A 20,586-nucleotide genomic window follows, 5' to 3' on the forward strand; every position below is an offset into this window, starting at 1 on the left:
GAAGCATGCCAAGCACTTCTGGCGCCGCTTCGTTGCCAGGAACGGCGCGGATTTGCTCGACGAAATTCAATCCTTGATGAGAGGCTTCGGCAGCAAGTTCACGATAAATTTTGCATGACTACTTAGTCCGCGCGGGTTAGGGCCACAGTGGCGGCGCGAGCCGCCCCCCGATCTTGACAGCCGCCCGTCGCCGCCCCACCATCGTCGACACCATTTCATCGACGATCCCATGCCATCCACCCGCATCCGCCCCGCCTCCCCCCTCGATGCCGCCCGCATCTGCGCCATCTACAACCACTACGTCACGACGACGACCGTGAGCTTCGAAGAAGAACCGGTCGGCGAGCGCGAAATGGCGCAGCGCATCGCGGACGTCGCCGCCGCCGGCCTGCCGTGGCTCGTGCTGGAAGTCGACGGCGAGCTCGCGGGCTATGCGTACGCCACCAAGTGGAGAGTGCGGCCCGCCTATCGCCATTCCGTCGAGAGCTCGGTCTATCTCGACCGCGCGTGCGCCGGGCGCGGCTACGGGCGGCTGCTGTACGGCGCCCTCCTCGACATCCTGCGCGCACGGGAGCTCCACCTCGTCATCGGCGGCATCGCGCTGCCGAACGAGGCCAGCGTCGGGCTGCACGAGGCGCTCGGCTTTCGCAAGGTCGCGCATTTCTCGGAAGTCGGCCAGAAGTTCGGGCGCTGGCTCGACGTGGGTTACTGGGAACTCAAGCTCGGCCAATAGCCGCCGGCGCGGCTGCCAACCGGGCTTGTTCGCCGGCCAACATTTCGACTATACTGGAAATATGGAAAACAAGAACGCCATCGCGGCCCTCGCCGCCCTCGCCCAGGAATCCCGGCTGGCCACGTTCCGCCTGCTCGTGCAGGCAGGGCCGGACGGCATGGCCGCGAGCCGGATCGCGGAAACGCTCGGCGTGCCCGCCTCCTCGCTGTCGTTCCACCTCAAGGAATTGACGCACGCGAACCTCGTCGTGCCGCGCCAGGAGGGCCGCTTCGTCATCTATGCCGCGCGCTTCGACACGATGAACGACCTCGTCGGCTTCCTCACCGAGAACTGCTGCGGCGGCCAACCTTGCGGTCCCGCCTGCGGCACCTGAACCACCACACAACGCCCCCACCATGCACGTACTTTTTCTCTGCACCGGCAACTCCTGCCGCTCGCTGATCAGCGAAGCCGTCTTCAACCACCTCGCGCCCGCCGGCTGGCAGGCCATCAGCGCCGGCAGCCAACCCACCGGCAAGCTGAACGAGCGGGCACTCGCCCTGCTGGCCGCCAAGGGCATCCCGACCGCCGGCTATTTCAGCAAGTCGTGGGACGCCCTGCCCGTCACGCCGGACATCGTCGTCACCGTCTGCGCCAGCGCGGCCGGCGAGACGTGCCCGGCCTACCTCGGCCCCGTGCTGCGCACGCACTGGGGCGTGGATGACCCGAGCCACGTCACCGGTACTGAAGAAGAAATCGATGCCGCGTTCGAGACCGCGTACGCGATCCTGCGCGGGCGCATCGAAGCATTCCTGGCGCTGCCGCTCGACCGGCTGGCCGGCGACCGCGCCGCGTTCAAACGGGAGCTCGACCGCATCGGCGGCCTGTTGCCATGATGCTGCCGGCGCTCCTCATCTTCCTCGGCACGCTGGTGCTCGTCATCTGGCAGCCGCGCGGCCTCGGCATCGGCTGGAGCGCCGCCGCGGGCGCCGTCGTCGCCCTGCTCGCGGGCGTGATCCACGTCGCGGACATCCCGGTCGTCTGGCACATCGTCTGGAACGCCACCGGCGCGTTCGTGGCGATCATCGTCATCAGCCTGCTGCTCGACCGCGCCGGCTTCTTCGAATGGGCCGCGCTGCACGTGGCGCGCTGGGGGGCTGGCTACGGGCGCCGGCTGTTCGTGCTGCTGGTGCTGCTGGGCGCCGCCGTCGCCGCGCTGTTCGCGAACGACGGCGCGGCGCTGATCCTCACGCCGATCGTGATCGCGATGCTGGCCGCGCTGCGCTTCCCGCCGCGCGCCACGCTCGCCTTCGTGATGGCGGCCGGCTTCATCGCCGACACGTCCAGCCTGCCGCTGGTCGTGTCCAACCTCGTCAACATCGTGTCCGCCGATTACTTCGGCATCGGCTTCGCGCGCTACGCGGCCGTCATGGTGCCGGTCGACCTCGTCGCGGTGGCGGCGACGCTGGCGGCGCTGGTCCTGTACTTCGGCCGCGACGTGCCCGCGCGCTACGACCTCGCCCAGCTCAAGCGCCCGCAAGACGCCATCCGCGACCGCGCCACCTTCATCGCCGGCTGGTACGTGCTGGCGCTGCTGCTGGCCGGCTTCTTCTGGCTGGAGCGCGTGGGCGTGCCGATCAGCGCCGTCGCGGCGGCGGGCGCCCTCGTGCTGCTGGCCGTCGCGGCGCGCGGCCACGTCATTCCGACGCGCGCCGTGCTGCGCGGCGCGCCGTGGCAGGTGGTCGTGTTCTCGCTGGGGATGTACCTCGTCGTCTACGGCCTGCGCAACGCCGGCCTCACGGACGGCCTGACGGCGCTGCTGGCGCGCGCCGCGGCGCATGGCACCTGGGGCGCCGCGCTGGGCACGGGCTTCACGACCGCCATCCTGTCGTCCATCATGAACAACATGCCGACGGTGCTTGTGGGCGCGCTCGCGATCGACGCCGTTCCCGGCGGCGGCGCCGTGCGCGAGGCGATGGTGTACGCGAACGTGATCGGCTGCGACCTCGGCCCCAAGATCACGCCCATCGGCAGCCTGGCCACCCTGCTGTGGCTGCACGTGCTGGCGGACAAGGGCATCAAGATCGGCTGGGGCCAGTACTTCCGCACCGGCGTCCTGCTGACCCTGCCGATCCTGCTCGTGACCCTGGCCGCGCTGGCGCTGCGGCTGTCCTGACCCATCGAACCAAACGACCATGAACAAGCTTTCCGACCTGCCCAACATCGATCCCGACCGGCTCGACGTCCCCACCGCCGCCAAGCTGGAACCCGTGGGCGATCTCGACCATCCGCCCCGCATCCTGATGCTGTACGGCTCGCTGCGCGAGCGCTCGTTCAGCCGCTTTCTCACCTGGGAAGCGGCGCGCATCCTCGAGCAGATGGGCGCCGAGGTCAGGATCTTCGACCCGACCGAACTGCCGATGGTCGGCAGCGTGCCCGAGACGCATCCGAAAGTGGTGGAGCTGCGCGACCTGAGCCTGTGGTCCGAGGGCCAGGTGTGGTGCAGCCCGGAGCGCCACGGCGCCGTCACGGCCGTCATGAAGAACCAGATCGACTGGATCCCGCTGGACCAGGGCGGCATCCGCCCGAGCCAGGGCCGCACGCTCGCGGTGATGCAGGTGTGCGGCGGCTCGCAGTCGTTCAACGTGGTGAACACGCTGCGCCTGCTGGGACGGTGGATGCGCATGTTCACGATCCCGAACCAGTCCTCGGTGCCGATGGCGTACAAGGAATTCGACGACGCCGGCCGCATGCGCCCGTCCGCCTACTACGACCGCGTCGTCGACGTGATGGAAGAACTGGTCAAGTTCACCCTGCTCACGCGCGGCCGCACGGACTACCTGACCGACCGCTACAGCGAGCGCAGCGAACGGGCGCGCAAGGCGATCGACCGCCAGATCGGCAAGCTGTAGGCCCGCTCAGAACACGACGCCGGCGCCGAGCAGGAACACGTCCGAGTCGCGATGGTAATCCGTGATGACGCGGCTCCACGTCAGCTGCGCGCGCCAGATGTCGTTGATGCGGTAGCGCATGCCGATCGACGCCAGGCCGGTCAGGCGCGTGACGCGCTCGGCCTCGGCGTCCAGGCGGTCGAGCTGGTCGCGCACGGCATAGGCGCCGAATCCCATCTCCAGCACCGTGCGTTCCGTGAACGGGCGCAGCAGCCAGACCTGGGTCGACACGCCGATGCGCTCGGCCACGCCGACCTTGCCTTCGTTCATCAGGATGACGCTCCACTCCGCGTTCGGGTTGACGGTGCGGCGGTATTCGATACCCGACGCCGTCGCCTTTTCCGATTTGAAACTGTTCACGATGGAGCGGCCGCCCAGCAGCATGATCGTCTTGTCGCCCTTGGCGGCGTTTTCCTTGCGCTCCCAGGTCGGCACGGTGCCCAGCTCGTAGCCCATCCCGACCATCAGCTGGGTGGTGTCGCGGTCGGTGATGCCGTGCACGTGCGACAGCCGCGCCTCGACATAGGCGCGCGAATGCAGGTGGTAGACGGCGTCCACGCTCATCAGCTCGCCCCAGCCGTGCTCGTTGCGGTAGTCGCTGAGCGAGCCGTTGCCCGTCGTCGTGTCGAAATAATAGTAGGGGCCGGCGCCGGCGCCGAACGACCAGCCGCGCGCCGGCACGCGGGTGTGCAGCCACAGCTGGGCGCCGAGGCCGTCGCGGTGGTGCAGCCGCGGATGGCCCTCGTTCAGGTAGTCGGCGCTCAGCGCCAGGTAAGGCGTCAGGCGCTGCGTGTAGCCGACGTTGACGGCGAACGAGGCGTCGCCGTGGTCCTTGTCGACGCGCATCGCGCCCGCCAGCAGGGAGGCGTCCTGGGCGTGCGCCAGGCCGGCGGCGGCCGTCAGGATCAAGGCTGAAAGAAAGGTTCGCATGGCCATGTCGAGTCGTTTTTTTGCGATTGTGCCAAGCTTTCCGATTTTCAGTCGCTCGAGAGCACTATCTCAGCCGTACCGTGTGCGAGGGCCCAAGCCAGCGGTGCTAGGTTTTGCACAGCACCCCAGGACGGGGTGCGCCGCAGAACCCTTGCTCAACAGGAGGTACTCCATGAAACGTGTTCTGTCCGTACTCGCCCTGGCGGCGGCCTCGTCCGCCATCGCCATGCCCGCCGGCGCCGCGCCGAACGACCCGACCTACCGGGCCGTCGCCAGCGGCGCGCTGGAAAGCCCGCCCAACGCTTCGCCCGGCACCAGCCTCGTGACCATCGACCTGGGCGGCAAGCAGATGATGGTCGACCTGCCGTTCCGCGACCTCGACGGCACCACCACCGGAGCGCACGTCCATTGCTGCACGAGCACCGCGTTCACGGGCACGGCGCCCGTGGCGATACCGTTCACGGACTTCCCGACGGGCGTCCACGCGGGCAGCTACAGCAAGTCGTTCGCGCTGGGCGACGAGATGTCGTACGACCCCGCCTTCTTGAGCGCACACGGCGGCACCGCGCAGGGCGCCGCGTCGGCCCTCGTCGACGGCATCGACGCCAACGAGGCCTACGTCAACCTCCACACGAGCGCGTATCCGGACGGCGAGATCCGCGGCTGGCTGGTGGCCGCGCCGCCCGTGCCGGAGACGGCCGAGTGGTCGATGCTGGCGGTGGGCCTGGCCGGCTTGATGTGGATGAGCCGGAAGCGCCCGGCCGCGTGACGTCACGGCGCGAACGCGCCTTGCGGCGGCGCGTCAACGCGGATTCGACATGTCCCGTTCCCGCGCCGCGATCCACGCCGCCCACGCCGGCACGGCCGCCCGCCAGAACGCGGCCAGCGAATCCGCCTCCCCCACGTCCAGCCCGAGAAACCCCGCCGCGGCCCGCAGCGCCGCCACCGCCGCGGCCTCGTCCCCCGGCCGCACGGCCAGCGCGCCCGTCTGCTTGGACAGCTTTTCACCCTCCGCGTTGCGCACGACGGGCACGTGCAGGTAGCGCGGCGTCGGCACGCCGAGCAATCGCTGCAAGAAGATCTGGCGCGGCGTGGAATCGAGCAGGTCGGCGCCCCGCACGACGTCCGTCACGCCCTGCTCGGCATCGTCGACGACGACCGCCAGCTGGTATGCCCAGTAGCCGTCCGCGCGCTTGAGCACGAAGTCGCCCGACTCGCTGGCCAGCCGCTGGCTGACGACGCCGGCGCAGCGGTCGCGGAACGTGACGACGTCGTCGCCCGCCTCCGGCACGCGCAGGCGCAGGCTGCGCGGGCTGCGTCCCGGCGCGAGGCCGTGGCGGCACGTGCCCGGGTAGATGGCGGCGCCGTCGGGGGCGAAGCCGAGGCGCGAATCGGCGATCTCGCGGCGGTTGCAGCCGCATGGGTAGGCGTGGCCGGCCAGGCGGTCGTAGGCGGCCTGGTACAAGTGCTTGCGGCGGCTCTGCCACACGACCTCGCGGTCGGAATCCATGCCCAGGCGGTGCAGCAGGTCCAGGATCTCCTCGGCGGCGCCGGGCACGCTGCGGCCCTCGTCGATGTCTTCGATGCGGACGAGCCACGTGCCGCGGTGGGCGCGCGCGTCCAGGTAACTGGCCAGCGCGGCGACGAGCGAGCCCGCGTGCAGCGGGCCGGTGGGCGACGGGGCAAAGCGGCCGATGTAGGAATCGGTGGCAGGGATGCTCACTTCTGGAGGTGTCGATGCTGTCTCGGAGGCGCAACCTTAGCACATCGTGCCCGCCCCCTGTGCGGCCAATGCCCGCGCGGCGTCTTCCGGCGCGAGCGGGCGATAGTAGTAATACCCCTGCACAAGGTCGCTGCCCATCTCGCGCAGCAATGCCAGCTCGGCCTCGGTCTCGACGCCTTCCGCCACCACGACAAGGCCCAGCGCGCGCGCCAGCTTCAGCACCACCTCGACAATCTGGCGCTTGTCGTCAAAACAGTCGAGCTTGCTGACGAAGGAACGATCGATCTTGAGCGTGTCGATCGGCAAGCGGCGCAGGTAGCTGAGCGAGGAATAGCCGGTGCCGAAGTCGTCCAGGCTGACGAGCACGCCCAGCGCCTTCAACTCGGCGAACATGGCGAGCGCATGCTCGGCATCGGCCATGACGGCGCTCTCGGTCAGTTCGAGCTTTAGGCTGGCGGGCGCGATGCCGGTCTCGGCCAGCGCGCGCGTCACCACGTCGACCAGATCGCCGCTCGCGAACTGCACGGCCGACACATTCACGCTCATCGAAAGCTGAGGGTCGTAGGTGCGCTGCCACTCGCGCAATTGGCGGCATGCTTCGCCCAGGACCCAGGCGCCGATCGGCTCGATGAGGCCGGTCTCCTCGACGACGTGAATGAATTCGCCCGGCGGCACGATACCATCCACCGGGTGGCGCCAGCGCAGCAACGCTTCGAAGCCGCGCACGCGGCCGTCCCGGGGTGCGACGATGGGCTGGAAGTGCAGGAAGAATTGCTGCCGAGCCATCGCGTCGCGCAGGTCCGCCTCCAGCTGCAGGCGGCGCACGGCGGCCAACTGCATGCCCTGGTCGAACATCACCCAGCGCGCGCGGCCGGCCTGCTTGGCGTGGTACATCGCGATATCGGCGTCGCGCAGGATGTCTTCCACGTCGGCATAGCCGCTGGCACTGAGGGCGATGCCCACGCTGGCCGTCACGAACACGCGCTGGTCGGCCAGGTCGAAGGGCTCGGCCAGTGCGCCCATGATGCGCTCGGCGACCACGATCGCGCTTTCGGCACTGGCCATCTGGTCGAGCAGGATGACGAATTCGTCGCCGCCGAGCCGCGCGACCATGTGCTCGCGCGCGAGCGCGCGGTCGCGCACGACCAGGTCGGTCTGGCGCAGGCAGGCCGACAGGCGCTGGGCCGCTGCGATGATCAACCGATCGCCGGACTGATGCCCGAGTCCGTCGTTGATGGATTTGAAGCGGTCCAGGTCAACGAACAGCACCGCGAAATGATTGTCCAGCTTGCGCCGCGCGCGCTGGAGCAGGTGCTCGAGACGGTCGACCAAGAGCTTGCGGTTGCCCAATTGGGTCAAAGGGTCGTGCAAGGCATCGTGCAGCAACTTGTCCCGGGCGCGGCGGCGTTCGAACACGCGGCCGAGCTGCGTCCCGATCTGGACCATCAGTCGCAGCAGCGATTCCTCCGGCGGCTGGCGTTCGCGGCTGAAGAATTCGAGCACCGCGACGACTTCACTGGCAATCATCACCGGAAAGGCGAACATCGAGGCGAAGCCGGCACCCACGATCGCCGGCAGACCCGGGATGTCCGCAGGATCGGCGGCATCGGTGGCGACCCATGCCGGCTGGCCGCTGCGCATCACCCGTCCCGGCAAACCGGCACCGGGCGCAAGTAGCTCCGCTTCCGTACGCAGGTCCCCGACCGGACCGCGGTCGGGAGCCGACGCATCGTATCGGATGCCGGTCGAGTCCAACCTTTCCCGGCCTTCGCGTCCGGCCACCAGCCACAGGTGGCCGAGCGGCCAGCCCGCATAACGACACATGGCCTCCAGCGCCCGCCCCATCGCGTCGTTGACGCCGTCGGCCTCGTTGGCGGCGACCGCCATGCACTCGAGCAGGGCGATGTCCTGCTGCCGCTTGAACAAGTCGCGCAGGCCTCGCTCGGCAATTGCCTCGGCCTCCAGGCGTGCCGCCGCTTCGCGCCGCACGCGCCGCTCGAGGCGCGCGATCTCGGCGTCCAGCACCACCTTGACGGGGCCGGTCATTGCGCCAGGAAACGAACGTGGAAGACGCACCTGGCATCGCCGCGATGCATGCACTCGTGCTGTTCCAATTCAATCCGCTCGCCGAAATGCGTGGCGGCGCCGTGCATGAACCCGTCGGCCAGCGCGCACAGGCGGCGCGGCGAGTTGTACCCGATCTTGAGCATGCCGGCGCCGCCCATCTCAAAATCGAAAACCGGCGTCTGCGCGCCCGGATACAACTTGCACACCTCGGGATGGATGATGCTGTTCAGGCTCAGCAGAAAGCTGCGCACGTTCGCATGCCTGTCGAAGAATGCCGGATAGCGCCGCGCCAGCAGTGGCATGGCCCGTCGGCCGAACCAGCGCAGCACGCTCTCTTCCGGTATTTCCAGAGCCCAAGACGCCGCGCGCACCAGGGCGGCGATCTCGGCGTCGTCATAATTCCCCAGCGACGTATAGGCGCCTTCCAGGCCGGCGACATCGAGCAATCGATCCCACGCGGCGTCGCCGTAGGCGTTACTGACTGCTTCTTCCAACAAGTTAAAAACAATACCCTTCACCCGAACTCCTGACCATGCTTGCTGAAAAATCGGTATCCGCATCGGTTAACCGAACGGAACTCGCATAAAGACGTGTGCGAATAGAATTATATTAGTAATACAATTGACATAAATCAATATTGATTTAGATTTTTTCATCGCGGATGCCGGCCGAAATTGAGGCACTCCATTCCGTCGGGCCGTGCGCGGCCGGCTCGGTCGCCGGCGCACCTGCGCCGCCCGCCGGGCGACGATGCCCTCGGCAAGACTGTCCGCGTCTTCCGCAATCTATTTGCGAATCGTATTGAGAATGATTCGCGTTTACGTTATCCTGCATTCCCGTTACTGAGAAGGCAAGATATGAACGCGAACCCGAAACCGCTCGACTCCACCGCGCTCGACTCCACCGACCACCCGTTCGACGCCGTCGCTTCGGAACTGGCCTGGTCCGAGGCGCGCAAGCGCAGCCTGCAAAGAACGGTGCAGGCGCTGTTCCGCGAACACCTGCTGAACCGGGACCAGTTGATCACGGAAGGCGCCGTGTCCTGGCTCCCGCTCTGGTCGCAGCAGGGCATGCTGCGCTTCGACGGCCTCGCCCTCGGCCGCATCGGCGACTGCCGGCTGGCGGGGAGCGTGTCGTACTACGCGACGGGTGAACGGCCGCAGCCGGTGGCGCACGCGGCGGCCTTGCTGGCCTGCCTGGCACCCTCGCTGCCGGGCCGGGACGCGGACCTGCGGCGGCTCGTCCACGAACTGGACAACAGCCTCGCCAACGACATCCTGTGCCTCGGTTACCGCCGGACCTGGGCCCGCACCTTGCGTGCGGAGTTCGGCGCCGGAGACGTCCATTTCATCGCGGCGCTGCGCCAATCCGCGCACGCCAACCCTGCCCTGCTGCTGGAACAATGGGGCACGCTGGGCCATCCCTGGCATCCCACGTTCAAGACCAAGCTCGGCCTGTCGCCGGACGAGGTGCTGGCGCTGTCGCCGGAATTCCAGCCGACCTTGCAGGTGCCCGTGGCCGCGCTCCGCGCGGACAAGGCCCGCGTCACCTTCGCGGCCGGCGCCGGCGACTACGCCGCCTGGTTCGCCGACCGCTTCCCGCAAGCCGCCCACCGTTGGGAGGCCGCGTTGACCGCGCGCGGCGAGCGTCCGGCCGACTGGCTGCCGCTGCCCCTGCATCCGTTCCAGGCGCAGCGCGTGATCCCGCAGAAGTTCGCCGCCGAAATCGCGCAAGGCGACCTGCTGCTGCCGGACGGCGTGTGCATCGACGCCACGCCGACCATGTCGCTGCGCACCGTCGTCCCCGCCGGCTCGCCGGCGCTGCCGCACCTGAAGCTCCCGGTGTCGCTGCGGCTGACGAGCGTGCAGCGCACCGTCTCGCCCAAGTCCGCCGTGATGGGCCCGCGCCTCACCCGCCTGCTCGGCGCCGTCCTCGAGCGCGAACAGGGCTTCGGCGGCACGCTCGACGTCGTGCGCGAAGACGTGGGGCTGCACTATCTCGACCCGCACGGCGACGACGACCGCGCGCGCCACCTGGCGATCCTGTTCCGCGCCAATCCGATGGCCAAGGCCGGCGCCGGGCGCTTCCCGGTTCCCGTCGGCGCCCTGTTCGCGGAATCGCCGTTCAGCGGCCGGCCGCTCGCGACGGAGCTCGTCGCGCTGGCCCATGGCGACCATGCCGCGGGCGCCGTCGCCTACTTCGAGCGCCATGCGCGCACCGTGCTGACGGCGCTGCTGTCCGCCTACCTGGTGTACGGCATCGCGTTCGAGGCGCACCAGCAGAACAGCTTCATCATGGTCGACGACCGCTACGAACCCGTCCAGCTGCTGGCGCGCGACTTCGGCGACCTGCGCATCCACGGCCCCACGTTGCGCGGCGCCGGCCTGGAGATCGACGTCTACCGCGCCGGTTTCACCGTGTACGACGCCGACGCGCCGGTGCGCGACAAGCTGCTGCACGCCGTGCTGCTGTGCCACCTGGCCGAACTGGCGCTGCTGCTGGCGCACGCCTACGGCCACGCCGAGCACCACTTCTGGGACGCCCTGCGGCGCGAGATCGACGCCGTCTTCATCGCCCTGCGCCCGCGCGTCGACGCCGACCGCTGGCAGGCCGAACGCGCGGCGCTGCTGGAGCACGACTGGCCGGCGAAATCCTTCCTGCGCATGCGCCTGTCCGACACGTCCGACGACGTGCACGGCACCATGCCCAATCCGCTCGCATGAAGACCACGCGCTGGCTGTTCGCGCTGCAGCTCGTGGCGATGGGCGCCATGGAGATGAGCGGCCCGTTCTGGCCCCTGCACCTGCGCCGCGTGGGCGAGCTGTCGCCTAGCGCGCTGGCGTGGGCCAGCGCGATCGCCTACGCCGGCCCGATGGCGATGGCGATGTGCACGACGCCGTGGTGGGGCCGCCTCGGCGACAGGGTCGGCCACAAGCCGATGCTGCTGCGCGCCCTGCTCGCGCTGGCCGTCACGCAGTGGGGCATCGCGGCGACGGACAGCGTCGCCGTCATCCTCGCCGTGCGCCTGCTGCAGGGCGCCCTCGCCGGCTACATCGCGGCGGCGCAGGCCTACGGCGCGCGGCTCGTGTCGCGCGACGCGCGCGGCGCGCTGATGGCGCAGCTGCAGGCGGCGACGGCGATCGGCTCCGTGGCCGGCCCCGTCCTCGGCGGCTGGCTGTTCGACGCGTGGGGGTTCACGACCGTGAACGTGCTGGCGGGCGCCGCCTGCCTGCTGTGCGCGGCGCTGGCCGCCGCCGTCCTGCCACCCGTCGCGCCGCCGGCCGCGCGCGCCGCGGACGCGCCACCGCGTTCGGCCGTCCCGGGCGATACGGTGCGCGGCCTGCTGCTCGGTATCGTGCTGGTCCAGGCCGGCAAGATGATGCCGCAGACCTTCTTCGGCCTGTATGCCGCCGAGGTCCTGCACGTGTCCAGCCGCGTGACGGGACTGTGCTACGCGGGCACGGCCCTCGGCCTGTGCCTGGCCGCGTCGTTCTGGGCGCGACGCTTCGCGCGCATGGCGCACGCGCAGGTGCTCGTGCACGTCGAGCGGATCTGCTGGGCGTGCGTGGCCATCGTCGCGGTGCAGGCGCTGACGACCAACGTCGGCCTGTTCCTGCTGGCGCGCGTGCTGTGGGGCGTCTGCCTGGCCGCCCTGCTGCCCGTCTTTTATGGCCTGCTCGCGCGCGCGGCGGCGGACGACGAACAGGGCCGCGTGCTCGGCGCGGGCAACGGCGCCGCCAAGGCGGGCGCGCTGCTGGGCGCCGGCACCGGCGGCCTCGCGCTGGCCTGGGTGCCGCTGTCGGCCATGTTCTGGACCGTCGCGCTGCTGTATGCCGTCGCCGCCGCCGGCATGCGCCTCCTTCATTTTCAACACCTTCAAACGCAAACCACAACAGGGATTTCATGAAACACGTACTTCGTCCTCTACCCTACCTCGTCGCCATCGCGTGCGGCTTGTCCGCACAGGCCCGCGCCGACGAACCGGCGATGCCGGAAGTGATCGTCAAGGACAAGAAAATCGATACCGGCTCGTACGACACCGTCGACGCGACGACCGCCACCAAGATCAGCGTGGCGCTGCGCGACATCCCGCAGACCGTCAACGTGGTGCCCGCCGTCGTGCTGCACGACCAGAACGCGATGTCGCTGCAGGACGCGCTGCAGAACGTGCCGGGCCTGTCGTTTTCCGTCGGCGACGGCCAGCGCGACCAGGTGACGATCCGCGGCTTCTCCGCCATCACCGACCAGTTCGTGGACGGCGTGCGCGACGACGCGCTGTACTTTCGCGACCTGTCGAACGTCGAGCGCGTGGAGGTGCTCAAGGGACCGGCGTCCGTGCTGTACGGGCGCGGGTCGGCCGGCGGCCTCGTCAACCGCGTCACGAAGAAGCCGCGCGCCGAACCGCTCGACGAGGCGGGCGTCACGCTCGGTTCGCGCGGGCAGCGCCGGGGCGAGTTCGACATGGGCATGGCCAACGCGGACAAGGACGCGCTGTTCCGCCTGACGGGCGCCGTCGAGGACTCGACCGGTTTCCGCGACCGCTACTTCCTGCGCCGCCAGGCGCTTGCGCCGTCGGGCACGTTCAAGCTGCGGCCCGGCACGACCTTGACCCTGCAGGCCGACTACCTGCACGACAAACGCCTCGCGGACCAGGGCGTGCCGAGCTACCACGGCCGCCCCGTCGACGTCCCGGTCGAGACCTATTTCGGCGCCGCGAACGGCACCGAGCGCGCCTTCGTGCAGAGCGACGTCAAGAGCGCGACGGCGACGCTCGACCACGCGTTCACGCCCGACCTGACCCTGCACACGGTGCTGCGCGCCTACGACTACGCGCTCGACCGCAACTACACGTCGATCGGCACCATCAAGGACGGCGCCGCTCCCACCGTCGCCATCGGCCAGACCCACCGCCTGCGCGACGAGGACGGACGCTATCTGCAGAACGAGCTGTCGCAGAAACTGGATTGGGGCGCGACGCGCCACCAGCTGCTGTACGGCCTGGAACTCGGCCGCCAGAACAAGCGCGAGGTGCTCCGGTCGCGCAACAACGTCGCGACGTACAGCCTGTTCCACCCCGTGCTCGTCGACCTGCCGGTGCTGCCGGACAGCGTCAACCCCAGCGCCGACAACCGGAACCGCGTCGACATCGCCGGCCTGTACGTGCAGGACCTCGTGGCGCTGACGCCGGAGTGGAAGATCCTGGCGGGCGCTCGCTACGACCACCTGAAGCAGGACCGCGACGACCGCACCGCGAAGAGCCTCGACCTGCACCGCGTCGACGACACGTGGTCGCCGCGCCTGGGCGCCGTGTACCAGCCCACGAGCCGGGTCGCGCTGTACGCGTCGTGGAACCGTTCGTTCCAGCCGATCTCGGATTCGTTCGTCTTCCGCGCCAACAGCGACACCTTGAAGCCGACGCAGACCGTCAACAAGGAAGCGGGCGTCAAGCTCGACCTGTCGGCGCGTTCCAGCCTGACGGCGGCCCTGTTCGACATGACGCAGACGAACATCCAGGTGGCCGATCCGGCCGACGCGAATTTCTCGCTGCCCGTCGGGCGCCAGCGCACGCGCGGCCTCGAAGTGAGTTTCAGCGGCGAGCTGGCGCCCGGCTGGGACGCCATCGCCGGCTATGCGAACATGCGCGGCACCATCGAGGATTCGACGGAACTCACGAAGGCCGGCACGCCGTTCGAAGGCAACACGGCGGCGCTCACGCCGCGCCACACGTTCAACGCGTGGATCAAGCACCACCTGGATGACAGGCTCTGGATCGCGGCCGGCGGGCGCGCGGAGTCGAGCCGCTACGCGTCGCCGGACGACCAGACGACCCTGCCCGGCTACGGCGTGCTGCAGCTCGGCGCCGGCTACGAAGGGCGCAAGATCGATGTGACGTTCACGCTCAGGAACGTCCTGAACCGGCGCTACTTCGTGTCGGCCCACAGCGGCGCCAACGACTACAACATGCCGGGCGAGCCGCGCACGGTGCTGGTCAACGCGCGCTATCGCTTCTGAGCCGGCATGGTGCGCGGCACACTGCGTTCATGGCTGCGGCGGCTGCACCTGGCCGCGGCCCTCGTGTTCGGCGGCCTGTTCGGGCTGTCCGGGCTCACGGGCTGCGCCCTCGCGTGGATGCATGAACTGGACACGATGCTCAACCCCGCGCTGTTCCATGCGGCGCCGACGGCCGGGCCACCCGGCCCCGCCGCGATCGGACGCATCGTCGACCGGCTGGCCGGCGATCCGGCGTACGGCCGCCCCAGCCAGGTGACGCTGCCGGAGCGCGGCGGCGAAGTGGCCGTCGCGTGGTATCGCCTGGCGCCGGCCGGCGCGCGCGGGCCGTTCACGCTGGACCGGTCGCGCCAGGTCATGGTCGATCCGGCCGGCCTGGCCGTGACCGGGGAACGCGTGTGGGGCGAGCCGGGCCTGTCGCGGCCCCTGCTGATGCCGACGCTGTTTCATCTGCACCGCTACCTGCTGGCCGGCGACGCCGGCAGGACGGTCATCGCCGTCTCCGGGCTCGCGCTGCTGTTCACGTCCCTGGCCGGTCTCGCGCTGTGGTGGCCCAGGGCGAGCGTCGCCGCGTGGCGCAAGGCCTTCGTCGTGGCCTACCGCGGTTCGTGGCCGCGCTGGAACGTCAGCTTCCACCGCGCCGCCGGCGCCATCGTCGCGCCGGTGCTCGCGGTGCTCGGCTTTTCCGGCTGCCTGTTCAACCAGCCGCAGTGGATCCGGCCCGTCGTGGCCAGCATCGCCACCGTGTCGGCGCCGGACAAGCCGAAGCCCGGCGCGGCGGGCGGCGTCGACATCGGCGTGGCGCGGGCGGCGCAGACGGCGCACGCCCTGTTCCCGGCCGCGCGCGTGTCGCGCGTCGCCCTGCCCGCACGGCCGGGCGCGCCGTACGAGATCCGCCTGCGCCAGCCCGGCGAGGTGCGCCAGGGCGACGGCAATACCCGCGTCACGGTCGACGCGGCGACGGGGCGCGTGCTGCGCGTGCGCGACCCGCTGCGCGCCCCGGCCGGCGACGCTTTCCTCGACTGGCAATTCCCGCTGCATACGGGCGAAGCGTTCGGCACCGCGGGACGGGCCGTCATCACCGTCGTCGGCCTGGCGCCGGCCGCGTTCCTCGTGACCGGCCTGGCCGTCTGGCGCCAGCGGCGCAAAGGGCGCCGGGCGGCGCGTGACGAGGGCGTTTTTGTGTCAAACTAACGCCATGTGCGTCAACTACCGCCCTCCGCTGCCCGAACAACTCGACATGGTGCTCGGCACCCTCGTCGACCTGTACCGCGACTGGGACCGGCAGGGCGAGGTCTGGAAGGACGAGGTCTGGAAGGATTACATCGCCCCGATCGTGCGCGCGGGGACGGACGGCGAAAGCATCGTGCAGCTGGCCAGCTACGGCATGGTGCCGCGCCGGCACATTCCGGCCGGCGTCAAGCCGTTCGACACGATGAACGCGCGCGCCGAATCGCTGGGCGAAAAGCGCTCGTTCGCGCCGGCGTGGTGCCGCGCCCAGCTGTGCGCCGTGCCGATGACCTGTTTCTACGAACCCTGCTACGAGAGCGGCCGCGCGGAGCGCTTCGGCATCGGCATGCACGACGACAGCGTGTTCTTCGTGGCCGGCCTGTGGCGCGAATGGTCCGAGGCCGACGGGTCGATCGCGGCGTCGTTCACGCAAATCACGATCAATGCCGACGACCATCCGCTGATGCGGCGCTTCCACAAGCCGGACGACGAAAAGCGCGCGCTCGTCGTGCTGCCCCCCAGCGACGTCGACGCCTGGCTGCACTGCCGCGATCCGGAGCTGGCGCGTAGCTTCCTGCGGCCGTATCCGGCCGACGCGATGAAGGTGTGGGCCGCGCCGAAAGCCCCGCCCGCACCGAAGGACCCGCCGGGCCAGCGGAACCTCGACTTATTTTGACGCGGGCGCCGCCTCGGCGCGCTTGACGACCGCGATCACCTGCTTCGCCACCTCGTTCGGCACCGCCAGCGACAGCTGGTAGTGGACGATCTCGAACCCGGCCGCCGTCCTGCGGATGACGCCACTGGCCATGCAATGGCCCATGTTTTCCGTGTCGAGCAGCTCGTCGAACCAGATCAGCGCGCCGTCCGGCGTCGCATACACGTTGCGGCGCGTGGGATGGAACACCCAGGCGGCCCGCTTGCCCTCGAAATACTTGCGGCCCCAGGCGCGGAACGCGTCGCGCTGCCACAGCTCGTTGCGGTCGGTGCCGATGTAGACGCCGTCCGGCGCCATCTTGTCGAAATAACGCATGCGCGCATGGGCGGCGTCGTCATGCCAGCCGTCGACGAACGCGTTCACCTGCCGGACGAGGGCCGGATCGATGCCGGCGGCATGGGCGAGCGACGCGACGAACAGGCAGCACGCGAGGATGAGCGATTTCATGGCGGCGTCCTCAGGCGCGCCGCGACGTGCGCAGCGGGCGCACGTCCGGCTCCGTCGCGGCCCGGCGCGGCAGACCCAGCGCCACGGCGAACGGGATCAGGAACGGATACAGGCCCCACACGATGCGCCCTTCGACGCGCACGCTCAGCGCGGCATACAGCGGCGGCAAGGCCATCAGCACGAGCAGGCTTTTCAAGGGCGCGATGCGCGGCGGTGCCCACCGCAGGCCGACGAGGGCCAGCGGCAGCACGAGGCCCGCGCAACCGGCGAGCGACAACAGGCCGCGCGTATCCGCCAGCAAGGCGCGCACGGTGCCGAGGTTGGGGACCCACGCGTAATGCGGCAACCCGGGGATGAGCCACCAGCGCACGGCGACGAGCCAGCCGGCCGCGGCGGCCAGCGCGGCCAGGACGTGCGGCACCGCGGCCTGGCGCATCACGAGCAGCCAGCCCAGCAGCAGGATGTTTTCCTCGCGAATCGCCGTCGCCGCCAGGCCGGCCGCCAGCGCGAGGCGCGGCTGCCCCGTCAGCACGGCGAACACGAACAGCATGCGCATGCACACGGACCCCGGATCGACGAGCAGGTAAGGCGCATACCAGAACGTCGGCAGCGACAGCACGACGAGCAACCCGGCCGCCAGCGCGCGCTTGGTGCCGAAGCCCATGCGCCGCACGGTGGCCGTCGCCAGGCACGCCGTCGCCGTGACGAACAGCCAGTTCAGCGCGGCAAACGTGTTGTGGATGTCCCCGGGCAGAAAGGCCGCGAGCGCCGGCACCGCGAGGCGATACGGGAATGGCGCGCGCAGGTCCTGCAGCGGGATCTCGCCGCGCACCCAGCGGGCCGTGTCGAAATAGGCGAGCGAATCCTCGACGGTGCCGCCCCAGCGCCACAACATGATCGCGAGGGAGAGAACAGCGAAACCGCCGATCACGAACGGCCAGTTGAAACGTCGGGGAATCCGGTAGATGTTGCCGGGAATCTGTGCCATGGCACTTCCTGTCAGGTTAACAATCAGGAGAGCATAGCGAAATGCAACAATTCCGTCCATGCGGACGATTCAATTGGGCAATGATCGCGATCATGCGGCGCTCGCGTACGCGCCTGGAATCGTGGATAATTCTGGCCATGAACGACACTACCCAACTCCCACCCCTGCCCGACCGCCTGTCCATCGACCCGAAGAGCCCGCACCACGATGCGGAAGTCTTCAAGCACCCGGTCGGCATCCGTTTCAACGGCAAGGACCGCACCGACGTCGAGGAATACTGCATGAGCGAAGGCTGGATCAAGGTCGCCGCCGGCAAGGTCCTGGACCGCAAGGGCCGGCCGATGCTGATCAAGCTGAAAGGCACGGTCGAGGCGTATTACGCCGTTTGAGCCTTTACCGATAACGCAGAAACGCAAAAAGGCCGCCGGAGCGATCCGGCGGCCTTTTTTTGCGCCTTGAATTAACGCTTGTCGATGCTCGGCACGTCGCGGACGGTCGAACCGACGAACAGCTGGCGCGGACGGCCGATCTTCTGTTCCGGATCGGCGATCATCTCGTTCCACTGGGCGATCCAGCCGATGGTGCGGGCCATCGCGAAGATACCGGTGAACATCGAGACCGGGATGCCCAGCGCGGACTGCACGATGCCCGAGTAGAAGTCGACGTTCGGGTACAGCTTGCGCGACACGAAGTATTCGTCGTTCAGGGCGATCTTTTCCAGTTCCATCGCCAGCTTGAACAGCGGGTCGTCCTGCAGGCCCAGTTCGTTCAGCACTTCGTAGCAGGTTTCGCGCATCAGCTTGGCGCGCGGGTCGAAGTTCTTGTACACGCGGTGACCGAAGCCCATCAGCTTCACGCCCGAGTTCTTGTCCTTGACCTTCTCGATGAAGCCAGGGATGTTCTCGACGGTGCCGATTTCCTTCAGCATGTTCAGTGCGGCTTCGTTCGCGCCGCCGTGCGCCGGGCCCCACAGGCAGGCGATGCCGGCTGCGATACACGCGAACGGGTTGGCGCCCGACGAACCGGCCAGGCGGACGGTCGAGGTCGATGCGTTCTGCTCGTGGTCGGCGTGCAGGATCAGGATGCGGTCCAGGGCGCGCACGAGGACGTCGTTGACCTGGTACTCTTCGCACGGGTTGCCGAACATCATGCGCATGAAGTTCGCGCTGTACGACAGGTCGTTGCGCGGGTACACGAACGGCTGGCCGACCGAGTATTTATAGGCCATCGCGACCAGGGTCGGCAGCTTGGCGATCAGGCGGATCGCGGAGATCTCGCGCTGCTTGGCGTCGTTGATGTCCAGCGAGTCGTGGTAGAACGACGCCAGCGCGCCGACCGTACCCACCAGCACCGACATCGGGTGCGCGTCGCGGCGGAAGCCGCGGAAGAAGAATTGCATCTGCTCGTGGACCATCGTGTGCTTGCTCACGGTGGCGACGAACTTGTTCTTCTGCTCGGCGTTCGGCAGTTCGCCGTTCAGCAGCAGGTAGCAGGTTTCCAGGAAGTCGCAATTGACGGCCAGTTGCTCGATCGGGTAGCCGCGGTACAGCAGCTCGCCCTTGTCGCCATCGATGTAGGTAATGGCCGACTGGCAGGCGGCGGTCGACATGAAGCCAGGGTCATAGGTGAACTTGCCGGTCTGGCCGTACAGCTTGCGGATGTCGATGACGTCCGGGCCGATCGTGCCTTTGTAGATCGGCATGTCGACCGACGGGCTGCCGTCCGAGAACGACAGGGTGGCTTTGGTATCAGAGATGTTCATGGCACTTCCTTCTTTGGGGAGGTGGGTCTACAAGACAAAATAAAACGAAATCTTCCGGTTTCGCTCAGGCTTGCCGCAGCCGCGCCACGAGGGCGCGGACGTGCGGCAGGTCGACCTCGCCGGCGGGCTCGGCGCGGCCCAGCAGGAGGTCCATCAGCGGGTTATCCGCCAGGTCCAGCAGACGGGTCAGTGCATCGACTTCCTCGTCCGTCAATTCTTCTTCATGCGCATCCAGGAAGCGCGTGAGGATCAGGTCATTCTCGAGCAGGCCGCGGCGGGCGCGCCAGCGCAGGCGGGCACGGTTGGCGGGGTCGGATTGATGCGTATTCACTCTAGAGTCCGTTTTTGGGTCAACACTATACGCCGGCTGCCGGTGATCGACAGTACAGTAGTTTTACTGGTTTGTCGGTGGGCACGGGGTGCCCACCCTACGGCCGTAGGGTGGGCGGCCTCCGCCCACCAAACGGATGCGTCGTCGAGATGCTTTTAGATCGCCCTGCGCACCAGCAATTCCTTGATCTTGCCGATCGCCTTGTTCGGGTTCAAACCCTTCGGGCACACGTCCGTGCAATTCATGATCGAATGGCAGCGGAACAGGCGGTACGGGTCTTCCAGGTTGTCCAGGCGCTCGTTGGTGGCTTCGTCGCGCGAGTCGGCGATGAAGCGGTAGGCCTGCAGCAGGCCGGCCGGGCCCACGAACTTGTCCGGATTCCACCAGAACGACGGGCACGACGTCGAGCAGCACGCGCACAGGATGCACTCGTACACGCCGTCCAGCTCTTCGCGCTCTTCCGGCGACTGCAGGCGTTCCTTCTCCGGCGGGATCGAGTCGTTGATCAGGTACGGCTTGATCGAGTGGTACTGCTTGAAGAAGTTGGTCATGTCCACGATCAGGTCGCGGATGACCGGCAGGCCCGGCAGCGGGCGCAGCACGATCGGCTGCGTCAGCTCGTTCAGGTTCGTCGTGCAGGCCAGGCCGTTCTTGCCGTTGATGTTCATCGCGTCCGAGCCGCACACGCCTTCGCGGCAGGAGCGGCGCAGCGCCAGCGAGT

General features: G+C 68.7%; 21 protein-coding genes. 12 read left to right on the forward strand and 9 right to left on the reverse strand.

The genetic code is table 11. The annotated features are described in order from the left end of the window. The first annotated feature begins 229 nt into the window (after nt 1-229). From ISF28_RS29685 to arsH, 5 genes are all read left to right on the forward strand, one after another. Nucleotides 230-733 carry an arsinothricin resistance N-acetyltransferase ArsN1 family B gene (locus ISF28_RS29685; protein ID WP_198120783.1) on the forward strand — a complete coding sequence of 168 codons (504 nt, stop codon included), beginning with the start codon at nt 230-232 and terminating at the stop codon, nt 731-733. Nucleotides 734-794: 61 nt separating this feature from the next. Continuing rightward, a complete protein-coding gene (locus ISF28_RS29690) occupies nt 795-1,106 on the forward strand; it encodes an ArsR/SmtB family transcription factor (protein ID WP_198120784.1) in 312 nt (103 codons plus the stop codon). A 22-nt stretch (nt 1,107-1,128) separates the two neighbouring features. Continuing rightward, nucleotides 1,129-1,608 (forward strand): arsenate reductase ArsC, encoded by a 480-nt coding sequence (locus ISF28_RS29695; protein WP_198120785.1) that lies wholly within the window; start codon nt 1,129-1,131, stop codon nt 1,606-1,608. After that, on the forward strand, nt 1,608-2,888 hold the full coding sequence (locus ISF28_RS29700; protein ID WP_198120801.1) for an arsenic transporter: 1,281 nt from the start codon (nt 1,608-1,610) through the stop codon (nt 2,886-2,888). The genes ISF28_RS29695 and ISF28_RS29700 overlap by 1 nt, the downstream gene beginning before the upstream one ends. 19 nt (nt 2,889-2,907) lie before the next feature. Further along, a complete protein-coding gene (gene arsH / locus ISF28_RS29705; RefSeq protein ID WP_198120786.1) occupies nt 2,908-3,624 on the forward strand; it encodes an arsenical resistance protein ArsH in 717 nt (238 codons plus the stop codon). A 6-nt stretch (nt 3,625-3,630) separates the two neighbouring features. On the opposite strand, the gene ISF28_RS29710 is transcribed toward arsH, so the two are convergent. Beyond that, on the reverse strand, nt 3,631-4,593 hold the full coding sequence (locus tag ISF28_RS29710) for a hypothetical protein (RefSeq protein WP_198120787.1): 963 nt from the start codon (nt 4,591-4,593) through the stop codon (nt 3,631-3,633). A gap of 172 nt (nt 4,594-4,765) precedes the next feature. On the opposite strand from ISF28_RS29710, the gene ISF28_RS29715 reads away from it, so the two are divergent. Continuing rightward, a complete protein-coding gene (locus tag ISF28_RS29715) occupies nt 4,766-5,362 on the forward strand; it encodes a CHRD domain-containing protein (RefSeq protein ID WP_198120788.1) in 597 nt (198 codons plus the stop codon). A gap of 33 nt (nt 5,363-5,395) precedes the next feature. Here the strand turns inward: ISF28_RS29715 and gluQRS are convergent, their stop codons facing one another. Genes gluQRS through ISF28_RS29730 form a run of 3 tightly spaced genes read right to left on the reverse strand, consistent with a single transcriptional unit; the run spans nt 5,396 to nt 8,901 of the window. Continuing rightward, nucleotides 5,396-6,316, reverse strand: coding sequence for a tRNA glutamyl-Q(34) synthetase GluQRS (gene gluQRS / locus ISF28_RS29720; protein WP_370663519.1), 921 nt, complete (start codon nt 6,314-6,316; stop codon nt 5,396-5,398). A gap of 36 nt (nt 6,317-6,352) precedes the next feature. Further along, a complete protein-coding gene (locus ISF28_RS29725; RefSeq protein ID WP_198120789.1) occupies nt 6,353-8,392 on the reverse strand; it encodes a putative bifunctional diguanylate cyclase/phosphodiesterase in 2,040 nt (679 codons plus the stop codon). Beyond that, the gene (locus ISF28_RS29730) at nt 8,359-8,901 is read right to left on the reverse strand and encodes a heme NO-binding domain-containing protein (protein WP_198120790.1); all 543 of its coding nucleotides are present in this window, start codon (nt 8,899-8,901) and stop codon (nt 8,359-8,361) included. Before ISF28_RS29730 ends, ISF28_RS29725 begins: the two co-directional genes overlap by 34 nt. A gap of 339 nt (nt 8,902-9,240) precedes the next feature. Here ISF28_RS29730 and ISF28_RS29735 point away from each other — a divergent pair, with 339 nt between their 5' ends. Genes ISF28_RS29735 through ISF28_RS29755 form a run of 5 tightly spaced genes read left to right on the forward strand, consistent with a single transcriptional unit; the run spans nt 9,241 to nt 16,298 of the window. Then, on the forward strand, nt 9,241-11,106 hold the full coding sequence (locus tag ISF28_RS29735; protein ID WP_198120791.1) for an IucA/IucC family protein: 1,866 nt from the start codon (nt 9,241-9,243) through the stop codon (nt 11,104-11,106). After that, nucleotides 11,103-12,290 carry an MFS transporter gene (locus ISF28_RS29740; protein WP_198120792.1) on the forward strand — a complete coding sequence of 396 codons (1,188 nt, stop codon included), beginning with the start codon at nt 11,103-11,105 and terminating at the stop codon, nt 12,288-12,290. The genes ISF28_RS29735 and ISF28_RS29740 overlap by 4 nt, the downstream gene beginning before the upstream one ends. After that, nucleotides 12,287-14,395, forward strand: a complete 2,109-nt coding sequence (locus ISF28_RS29745) for a TonB-dependent receptor (protein ID WP_198120793.1) — start codon at nt 12,287-12,289, stop codon at nt 14,393-14,395. Before ISF28_RS29740 ends, ISF28_RS29745 begins: the two co-directional genes overlap by 4 nt. A 6-nt stretch (nt 14,396-14,401) precedes the next feature. Then, nucleotides 14,402-15,586 (forward strand): PepSY-associated TM helix domain-containing protein, encoded by a 1,185-nt coding sequence (locus tag ISF28_RS29750; protein WP_198120794.1) that lies wholly within the window; start codon nt 14,402-14,404, stop codon nt 15,584-15,586. Then, nucleotides 15,573-16,298 (forward strand): SOS response-associated peptidase, encoded by a 726-nt coding sequence (locus tag ISF28_RS29755; protein ID WP_229519459.1) that lies wholly within the window; start codon nt 15,573-15,575, stop codon nt 16,296-16,298. Before ISF28_RS29750 ends, ISF28_RS29755 begins: the two co-directional genes overlap by 14 nt. Here the strand turns inward: ISF28_RS29755 and ISF28_RS29760 are convergent. Then, nucleotides 16,290-16,784 (reverse strand): nuclear transport factor 2 family protein, encoded by a 495-nt coding sequence (locus ISF28_RS29760; protein ID WP_198120795.1) that lies wholly within the window; start codon nt 16,782-16,784, stop codon nt 16,290-16,292. The genes ISF28_RS29755 and ISF28_RS29760 overlap by 9 nt on opposite strands. A gap of 10 nt (nt 16,785-16,794) precedes the next feature. Further along, a complete protein-coding gene (locus tag ISF28_RS29765) occupies nt 16,795-17,772 on the reverse strand; it encodes a hypothetical protein (protein WP_198120796.1) in 978 nt (325 codons plus the stop codon). A 137-nt stretch (nt 17,773-17,909) separates the two neighbouring features. On the opposite strand from ISF28_RS29765, the gene ISF28_RS29770 reads away from it, so the two are divergent. Continuing rightward, complete coding sequence (locus tag ISF28_RS29770; protein ID WP_198120797.1) at nt 17,910-18,161, forward strand: DUF3297 family protein; 252 nt, start codon at nt 17,910-17,912, stop codon at nt 18,159-18,161. A gap of 71 nt (nt 18,162-18,232) precedes the next feature. On the opposite strand, the gene gltA is transcribed toward ISF28_RS29770, so the two are convergent. The 3 genes from gltA to ISF28_RS29785 form a co-directional block, all read right to left on the reverse strand. Further along, nucleotides 18,233-19,534, reverse strand: a complete 1,302-nt coding sequence (gene gltA, locus ISF28_RS29775) for a citrate synthase (RefSeq protein WP_198120798.1) — start codon at nt 19,532-19,534, stop codon at nt 18,233-18,235. A gap of 64 nt (nt 19,535-19,598) precedes the next feature. Then, nucleotides 19,599-19,865 carry an FAD assembly factor SdhE gene (locus tag ISF28_RS29780; RefSeq protein WP_198120799.1) on the reverse strand — a complete coding sequence of 89 codons (267 nt, stop codon included), beginning with the start codon at nt 19,863-19,865 and terminating at the stop codon, nt 19,599-19,601. 155 nt (nt 19,866-20,020) lie between these two features. Further along, on the reverse strand, nt 20,021-20,586 hold a 566-nt coding region (locus ISF28_RS29785), incomplete at its 5' end, for a succinate dehydrogenase iron-sulfur subunit (protein ID WP_198120800.1).

Source organism: Massilia rhizosphaerae (genome assembly GCF_016093545.1).
Lineage (GTDB): Bacteria > Pseudomonadota > Gammaproteobacteria > Burkholderiales > Burkholderiaceae_D > Telluria > Telluria rhizosphaerae.